The 7,452-nt window shown below is 63.9% G+C and carries 7 protein-coding genes and 1 riboswitch; of the genes, 4 read left to right on the top strand and 3 right to left on the bottom strand.

The window, feature by feature from the left end; all coding sequences use genetic code 11:
• Nucleotides 1-82 precede the first annotated feature (82 nt).
• On the bottom strand, nucleotides 83-715 hold the full coding sequence (locus tag Q8Q83_RS01455; RefSeq protein ID WP_305620497.1) for a hypothetical protein: 633 nt from the start codon (nucleotides 713-715) through the stop codon (nucleotides 83-85).
• Nucleotides 716-1,192: 477 nt separating this feature from the next.
• Here Q8Q83_RS01455 and Q8Q83_RS01450 point away from each other — a divergent pair, with 477 nt between their 5' ends.
• Complete coding sequence (locus Q8Q83_RS01450) at nucleotides 1,193-2,119, top strand: diguanylate cyclase domain-containing protein (protein ID WP_305620495.1); 927 nt, start codon at nucleotides 1,193-1,195, stop codon at nucleotides 2,117-2,119.
• A 45-nt stretch (nucleotides 2,120-2,164) separates the two neighbouring features.
• Here the strand turns inward: Q8Q83_RS01450 and Q8Q83_RS01445 are convergent, their stop codons facing one another.
• Both Q8Q83_RS01445 and cbiE read right to left on the bottom strand, forming a co-directional pair.
• On the bottom strand, nucleotides 2,165-2,890 hold the full coding sequence (locus Q8Q83_RS01445) for a cobalt-precorrin-6A reductase (protein WP_305620493.1): 726 nt from the start codon (nucleotides 2,888-2,890) through the stop codon (nucleotides 2,165-2,167).
• The gene (cbiE, locus tag Q8Q83_RS01440; protein ID WP_305620491.1) at nucleotides 2,887-4,092 is read right to left on the bottom strand and encodes a precorrin-6y C5,15-methyltransferase (decarboxylating) subunit CbiE; all 1,206 of its coding nucleotides are present in this window, start codon (nucleotides 4,090-4,092) and stop codon (nucleotides 2,887-2,889) included. Before cbiE ends, Q8Q83_RS01445 begins: the two co-directional genes overlap by 4 nt.
• Nucleotides 4,093-4,276: 184 nt before the next feature.
• Nucleotides 4,277-4,477: riboswitch (cobalamin riboswitch) on the top strand.
• Nucleotides 4,478-4,578: 101 nt separating this feature from the next.
• Between cbiE and cobG the strand changes: the two genes are divergently transcribed.
• From cobG to Q8Q83_RS01425, 3 genes are read left to right on the top strand one after another with little or no spacing between them, the layout of a single operon-like run.
• Entirely contained in the window at nucleotides 4,579-5,922 is a 1,344-nt protein-coding gene (gene cobG, locus Q8Q83_RS01435) for a precorrin-3B synthase (RefSeq protein WP_305620490.1), read from the top strand.
• The gene (locus Q8Q83_RS01430; protein WP_305620488.1) at nucleotides 5,915-6,541 is read left to right on the top strand and encodes a precorrin-8X methylmutase; all 627 of its coding nucleotides are present in this window, start codon (nucleotides 5,915-5,917) and stop codon (nucleotides 6,539-6,541) included. The genes cobG and Q8Q83_RS01430 overlap by 8 nt, the downstream gene beginning before the upstream one ends.
• Entirely contained in the window at nucleotides 6,538-7,287 is a 750-nt protein-coding gene (locus Q8Q83_RS01425; protein ID WP_305620486.1) for a precorrin-2 C(20)-methyltransferase, read from the top strand. The genes Q8Q83_RS01430 and Q8Q83_RS01425 overlap by 4 nt, the downstream gene beginning before the upstream one ends.
• Nucleotides 7,288-7,452 lie beyond the last annotated feature (165 nt).

Here is a 7,452-nt window from a genome sequence, read left to right as displayed (position 1 = left end):
TCATCTGGAGCCAGTGTATCCGCGTCGATACGTGGCCAACTATCTATAGGGTCATTGACATGGCTTAAGTTGATGGGGGCCTTCATGCTGAGATTTCCCAGCAAGTATTCAAGCTGAAAGGGCCACTTTCTAGTGAGATTTTAATAAAATCTCTTGAATACTGGCGAATAATCGCCCCTACAACTTCTGAGTGGTCATACTCGCCAAGATAAGAAACCACATCTCCTATAGTCCCAGCCCTGACTCTACTGAAGTAAAACGCAACTGAATTCATAAGGCTTATGCACTGTTCGCCTCTAATGCTTGCCGCAAACGCTAAAGGCTTCGCCCAACGTAGAGCTTCAATAGCGACCGCATCAAGGATTTCATAGTCAAAACACCTGCATGATAAATTGTATCCATCAACAGGATATGACTCCGGGACCCCAGACTTATTACTCTTAACGAAATGAACTTCCGATGAACCATCACGGTAGTTTACTAGGAAGTCAGGGGATTCTGCCTTGCGCTCAAATATTTCGAAATTGGCGACAGTCTTGTCAGACTCAAGGAAATATAGCCAGTAGATGTATTGCAGATCGGAATTAAGAAGCCAGTCCCTATCAGTTTTTGGACTATATACAAGCCACAGGTTATTAGCCCTGTGCCCACGAGCACGATATGCCTTGTGTACCAAGTCTCGCGCACTGGACTTGGCGGATAGGCTTGGCTTCATACCCCTCTCCTAGAGGCCTCTTCTCTTTTTCTAGACTTTAGTTAACCTTCACCATTTTTCCAGAAATTAGTTACAGGAATTCAAACTAATTCCTAGAGTTGATTAATGTGAATTGTTCAAAAAATCAACTAAGACATTGAATTTGTTATGGGTGAGCTGCCAGTCTATTTCTAGCTTTTAGTTATACGACCAGCGGCAATCAGCGCTGAGGTCGCCCGGTAGAGTTTGCGGACCGAGCTCAAGCGCGGCGAACCAAGCCCGCCCGGACAGTGGCTCACCACAGCTTGTGGGCGCAGCTCGACTAGCAAGAGACCAGGGGCCAGATCAACGCAGACGAGATGGTGCCGCAAGCGATGCTTGTATAGCCCAGGAGCGAATATCCAAGGGCCACTTGCCGATTTTGATCAAGAATGCGGAGTAGACGAGTAGCTTTAGCCGAGGGGCCATGGCGTCAGCGCTTCGCCCGCGGAGGTACCAATGAACAAGCAGGGCCAACAACTGTTGGTGAGGGCATTGGAGGCCGCGACAAACGCCATACTGATTACCGACCGCAGCGGGCACATTGTCTGGTTGAACGAGGCCTTCTGCCGCCTGAGCGGCTATCCGCGCCGGGAGCTGCTCGGGCAGACGCCGCATATGCTGTATTCGGGCAAGCAAAGCCCGAGCTTCTACCAGGACCTGTGGCAGACCATACTCGCCGGCCAACCCTGGCAAGGGGAGCTGGTCGAACGGCGCAAGGATGGCAGCTACTACAGGGTCAATCAGGTCATCACCCCGCTGCTCGACCCCAGTGGCGCCATCACCCACTTCATCGCCATCCAGCACAGCCTCACGGTGTCGGATCAGGAACACGCGGAAATGCGCCGCCTCGCCTACCACGACGGGCTCACCGGTCTGCCCAACCGGATCCTGTTCCTCGACCTGCTGCACCAGGCGATCAACCATGCGGCGCCCACCCGGCAACTGTTCGCCCTGATGTTTCTCGACCTCGATCGCTTCAAGAGCATCAACGACAGCCTGGGCCACGCCTGCGGTGACAAGCTGCTGATCGCCGTGTCCGAGCGCCTCGGCCGGGCGGTGCGCAAGTCCGATGTGGTGGCCCGCTTGAGCGGCGACGAATTCGCCCTTCTGGTCACCCACCTCGAGCATGCCGAGGTGGTCGAGGCCCTGGCCAGGCAGTTGGTCGCCAGCCTCGATCGTCCGTTCGGGATCGATGAGCATGCGGTCCAGACCCATATCAGCATCGGCATCAGCCTCTACCCCCGCGACGGGCAGTCGGCCGAGGAGCTGCTCAGCCGGGCCGATGCTGCCATGTACCAGGCCAAGGCAGCCGGGGGCGGTGCTTACCGCTTCTGCCTGGTGGATCAGCCGTGCGGCGCCCTTCCCTCGCCGCCCAAGGGTTAGGCGACTCCGACGAGAATTAACAGGCGACCCGTTTTCGTAGGCTTTCTACACCCCCGCCTCCAGCAGCGCCTGCCATATCTCATCGAGGTTGGCGAATTCACGGTCAACCGGCGGCAACTGCGGACGGCGCAGCAACAATACGGGCAAGCCCAGCTCGCGGGCCACTTGCAGTTTCGGCTCGGTGGACTGGCTGCCACTGTTCTTGCTGATCAGCACATCGCTACGCAGCCGGGTGAACAGTTCGCGCTCGCCTTCCAGGTTGAACGGCCCGCGCGCGCCGATAATCTCGGCGCGGGGGGTAGCGGGCAAGGCTTGCAGGCAACGCACCGTCCACTGCTGGTGCACGGGGATCTCATGTAGGTGCGCCAGCGGCTCGCGGCCCAGGGTAAACAACGGCCGCTGGAAGTCTTGCAAGGCCTCGGTCAACCCGCCCCAGTCGTCCACTTCACGCCAGTCGTCGGCCGCTTCCGCCTGCCAGCCGGGACGGCGCAAGGCCCAGCAAGGAATGCCCGCCAGTGTCGCGGCGCGGGCGGCATTGCGGCTGATCTGCGCGGCATAAGGGTGGGTGGCGTCGAGCAGCAGGTCGATGCCCTCGGCTGCGATAAAGTCCGCCAGCCCCTCTGCCCCGCCAAAGCCGCCGACCCGCACCTGACAAGTCAGGTCGTCCGGCACCTGGCCCAGGCCGGCGAGGCTGTAGATGTGCGTGGGGCCCAGGCGGCGGGCGAGGCGCAAGGCTTCGCCGATTCCGCCGAGCAATAGCAAGCGCTTCATAATGGCTTGTGGACCTGCAGCAAGGTAATCGGCAAGGCGCTGCGCCAGGTATCGAACTCACCCAACGGCTGGGCCTGGGCAAGGGCGATGCGGGTCAACTCACCGCCATGCTGCTCGCGCCAGCTGACCAGGGTCGCCTCGCTTTGCAGGGTCACCGCATTGGTCAGCAGCCGCCCTCCGGGCTTGAGGCTGGCCCAGCATTGCTCCAGCACACCCGGAACGGTAACGCCGCCACCGATAAAAATCGCATCCGGTGTGGGCAAACCTGCGAGCGCCTCGGGGGCCCGGCCGGCCACCAGCTGCAGGGCCGGCACACCCAGGGCGTCGCGGTTGTGCTGGATATGGGCCTGGCGGCCTGGGTCCGCCTCGATGGCAATGGCGCGGCAACTGGGGTGGGCGCGCATCCATTCGATACCTATGGAACCGCAGCCCGCGCCCACGTCCCAGAGCAGCTCGCCCGGCAGCGGCGCCAGACGCGCCAGGGTGATGGCGCGCACGTCGCGCTTGGTCAGTTGACCGTCATGCTGGTACAGGCTGTCGGCCAGGCCCGGGGTCAATGCCAGGCAACGGGCCTCTGCGCCGGCCACGCACTCGACCGCGAGCAGGTTGAGATCGGCGGCGCGCGGCCAATGCCAGTCGCTGGCCAAGCCATCCAGCCGCCGTTCAGTCGCACCACCGAGGTGCTCCAGTAGTGTCAGACGGCTGGGGCCGAAGCCGCGCTGGCGTAACAGTTCGGCCACCGCCGCTGGGCTGTCGCCATCGTTGCTCAGTAACAGCAGGCGAGCGCCGGGGAAAATCCGCGCCTGCAGCGCCGCCAAGGGTCGCGCCACCAGCGACAGCACCTCGACCTCCTGCAAAGCCCAGCCCAGGCGCGCGGCGGCCAGGGAGACCGACGAGGAAGCCGGCAATATGTGCATTTCCTCGACCGGCAGCTGCCGCGCCAGGCTCGCACCGACGCCAAAAAACATCGGATCGCCACTGGCCAACACGCACAAAGGCGTGCCGCGCCGCGCCAACAGCGGCTCCAGGCTAAAGGGGCTGGGCCATGGCTCGCGTTGCCCAGGCAGCTCATCCGGCAGCAGCGCCAACTGGCGTGCGCCACCGATTATGCAGCTGGCCCCGCGTAAAGCCTGGCGTGCCGGCTCGCCAAGCCCGGCATAGCCCTCCTCCCCTATCCCCACCAGCGTCAACCAGGCTGTCATGCGCACTCCTCCAATCCTATACGGCTGGCCCCGCGCAAAGCCTGGCGGGCCGGCTGAACAAGCCCGGCACCACCCTTTTCTTCTATACCCAGCAAACTCAACCAGAGCGTCATGCGCACTCCTCAAACCAAAGGTCTCGCGCCCGGCCGACGAGCAAGGCTGTCGTAGCGCCAGGCAAAGCGGGCATAATAGCGCCTTCGTCGGTGCCCGCCGCTATAGCGCTAGGGGCCTAAGAGGGAATACGGAGCGATCCGCTGATCGCGACCGAGCTGCCCCCGCAACTGTAAACAGCGAGTCTGCCGCATCGATGCCACTGGGAAACCGGGAAGGCGCGGCCGATCAAGACCTGTGAGCCAGGAGACCTGCCGACGACGCTGGTCGCGAGTGCCAACATCGGGCGGGGTGTACCGATGCCATGGAGTCTCCCCTTACCACTTGGGTGGGTTCTGCTGGTTCGGTCGCCGCGTCTTTGTTGCTGGTGACCCTTTGCGCGACCGTCCAACCACCGTCGATTCGCCCGTACCGCGCCCAAGCGCGTGCCCCGGCCTGCTGCGCATCGTACCGGCGCTGGACGGCGGCATCTGCCGAATCAAACTGGCCGGCGGCAACCTGAGCAGCGCCCAGGCGCGGGCCATCGCCGCAGCAGCCGAGCAGTGCGCCAGCGGCGTGCTGGAGCTGACCAACCGCAGCAACCTGCAGATCCGCGGCGTGCATGCCGAAGCCGAGCAGGCGCTGATTGAACGCCTGCTGGCCGCCGGCCTGGGACCGCGCAACCCGGCCGCCGACGATGTGCGCAACCTGCTGCTCAGCCCCGCCGCTGGCCTCGATCCGCAGGCGCTGCTGGATACTCGCCCACTGGCCGCCGAGTTGCTCGGCCTGCTGCAAGACAATCCGGCGCTGCACGCGCTCTCGGCCAAGTTCGCCATCCAGCTGGACGGCGGCGAAGCCCTGGCCATGCTCGAGCACCCCCATGACCTCTGGCTTAGCGCCCTACCCGGCCAGCCTGCGCGCCTGGCCTTTGGCCTGGCCGGCTGTCCGGGCGACACCCCGCTGGGCGTGGTAACGCTTGAGCAAGCGCCACTGCTGGTGGAACAGCTGCTGATGCTGTTTCTCCAACTGACCGGCGGCGAACACAGCCGTATGCGCCAGCTGCTGGCCATCACTCCGCCCCAGCAACTGCTGCAACAGCTGCAGGCACGCCTGCCCTTCGCCGTGCAAGCTGCCCCGAGCGACTGGCAACGCGCACCGGTCAACCAACGCGCGCCTATCGGCACTTATCCGCAGCAGCAGGCGGGTTTGTGCATGGCCGCCGCCGCTGCCCGTCTGGGTCGTATCGATGCGGAGCAATTGAGCGCCCTGGCCGAATTGGCCGAGCAGCATGGCGATGCCAGCCTGCGCCTGACGCCCTGGCAGGGCCTGTTGCTGCCCAATATCCCCACGGCAGCAGCCGCAGCCGTGCTGCATGAGCTAAACCAACTCGGCCTGCTGACCGATCCGCACGACCCGCTAACCGGCCTGATCGCCTGCACCGGCTCTGCCGCCTGCGCCAAGGGCCTAACCGACAGCAAGGCCGATGCCCTGCGCCTGGCCGAGCTGCTGCGCGCCTGCAGCGCACGGCCGCAGGTACACCTCAGCGCCTGCCCACGCTCCTGCGCCGCCGCGCATATCGCACCCTTCACCCTGCTGGCCACAGATGCTGGCCGCTACCAGCTTTACCAACGCATGCCCGGGGTGGCCGGCTTCGGCCAGTCGCTGGCGCACTCCCTCGATATCGACGAAGCCGGCGACTGGTTCGCCGCCCACTGCGCAACAGGAAACAGCGATGCTTGAGTACATCCGTGATGGCCAGGAAATCTACCGCCAATCCTTCGCCACCATCCGCGCCGAGGCCGACCTCAGCACCATCCCTGCTGATCTGGAAAAGCTCGCGGTACGGCTGATCCACGCCTGCGGCATGGTCGATGTGGTGCAGGACCTGCGCTTCTCCCCCGGTGCCGGTGCCGCCGGCCGCGCCGCGCTGGCCAAGGGCGCGCCGATTCTCTGCGATGCGCGGATGGTCGCCGAGGGCATCACCCGCCCGCGCCTGGCCGCCAACAACCCGGTGATCTGCACCCTGCATCAGGACGGCGTGCCGGAGCTGGCCCGCGAGTTGGGCAACACCCGCTCGGCGGCGGCCCTGGAACACTGGCGCGAACATCTGGAAGGCAGCGTGGTGGTGATCGGCAACGCCCCCACCGCGCTGTTCTACCTGCTGGAAATGCTCGACGCCGGCGCGCCGAAACCGGCGCTGATCATCGGCATGCCGGTGGGCTTTATCGGCGCAGCGGAATCCAAGGACGCCCTCGCCGCCGACAGCCGCGGCGTGCCCTATGTAATAGTGCGCGGCCGTCGCGGCGGCAGCGCCATGGCGGTGGCCGCGGTCAACGCCCTGGCCACGGAGGTGGAGTGATGAGTGCTAAAGGACGTCTGATCGGTCTCGGCGTCGGCCCCGGCGACCCGGAGCTGATCACCCTCAAGGCCCTGCGTTTGCTGCAATCGGCACCCGTGGTGGGCTACTTCGTGGCCAAGGCCAAAGCCAACCAGGGCCAGGGCGGCAACGCCTTCGGCATTATCGAACAACACCTGACCGAGGCGCAGCAGCGCCTGCCGCTGGTGTACCCGGTGACCACGGAAAAGCTCGCTGCGCCGCTTTCCTATGAGGATGTGATCAGCGACTTCTACGACACCTGCGCGGTGCAGATCGCCGTCCAGCTGGATGCCGGCCGCGACGTGGCGGTGATCTGCGAAGGCGACCCGTTCTTCTACGGCTCCTATATGTACCTACACGACCGCCTGGCCGCACAGTATCAGGTGGAAGTAGTGCCCGGCGTGTGCTCCATGCTCGGCTGCGCCTCGGTGCTCGGCACCCCGCTGGTGTACCGCAACCAATCTTTAAGCGTGCTCTCCGGCGTACTGCCCGAGAACGAACTCAAGCAGCGCCTGCAGGACGCCGAAGCCGCCGTGGTGATGAAGCTGGGGCGCAATTTCGAGAAGGTCCGCCGCGTGCTGCAGGAACTGGGCATTGATCAGCGCGCCCACTACGTCGAGCGCGCGACCATGGGCAACCAGCGCATAGTCGCGCTAGATGAGGTGGAGCCGATGTCCTCGCCCTACTTCTCGATGATCGTCATTCCCGGCGAGAAATGGCGCGGTTAGCTGCATCCTAGGCTGGGTTGAGAAGTGCAGCGACAAAGCCCAACAAACCGCCACCCAAACCTGCGTTGGGCTTCGCAGAGCTCAGCCCAACCTACGCCACCCCAGACCATTTCCGTAGCCCGGATGCAATCCGGGATGCCGCCACACCCCGGATTGCATCCGGGC

Source organism: Pseudomonas sp. (assembly GCF_030696055.1).
Classification (GTDB): domain Bacteria; phylum Pseudomonadota; class Gammaproteobacteria; order Pseudomonadales; family Pseudomonadaceae; genus Aquipseudomonas.
Note: the sequence above shows the minus strand (reverse complement) of the source record. Positions and strands in the feature narration are given on the sequence as shown.

Excerpts from the sequence above, each read along its gene's own strand:
- Q8Q83_RS01455 (WP_305620497.1), bottom strand. The coding sequence starts at position 715 with ATGAAGCCAAGCCTATCCGCCAAGTCCAGTGCGCGAGACTTGGTACAC.
- Q8Q83_RS01450 (WP_305620495.1), top strand. The coding sequence starts at position 1,193 with ATGAACAAGCAGGGCCAACAACTGTTGGTGAGGGCATTGGAGGCCGCG.
- Q8Q83_RS01445 (WP_305620493.1), bottom strand. The coding sequence starts at position 2,890 with ATGAAGCGCTTGCTATTGCTCGGCGGAATCGGCGAAGCCTTGCGCCTC.
- cbiE (WP_305620491.1), bottom strand. The coding sequence starts at position 4,092 with ATGACAGCCTGGTTGACGCTGGTGGGGATAGGGGAGGAGGGCTATGCC.
- Q8Q83_RS01430 (WP_305620488.1), top strand. The coding sequence starts at position 5,915 with ATGCTTGAGTACATCCGTGATGGCCAGGAAATCTACCGCCAATCCTTC.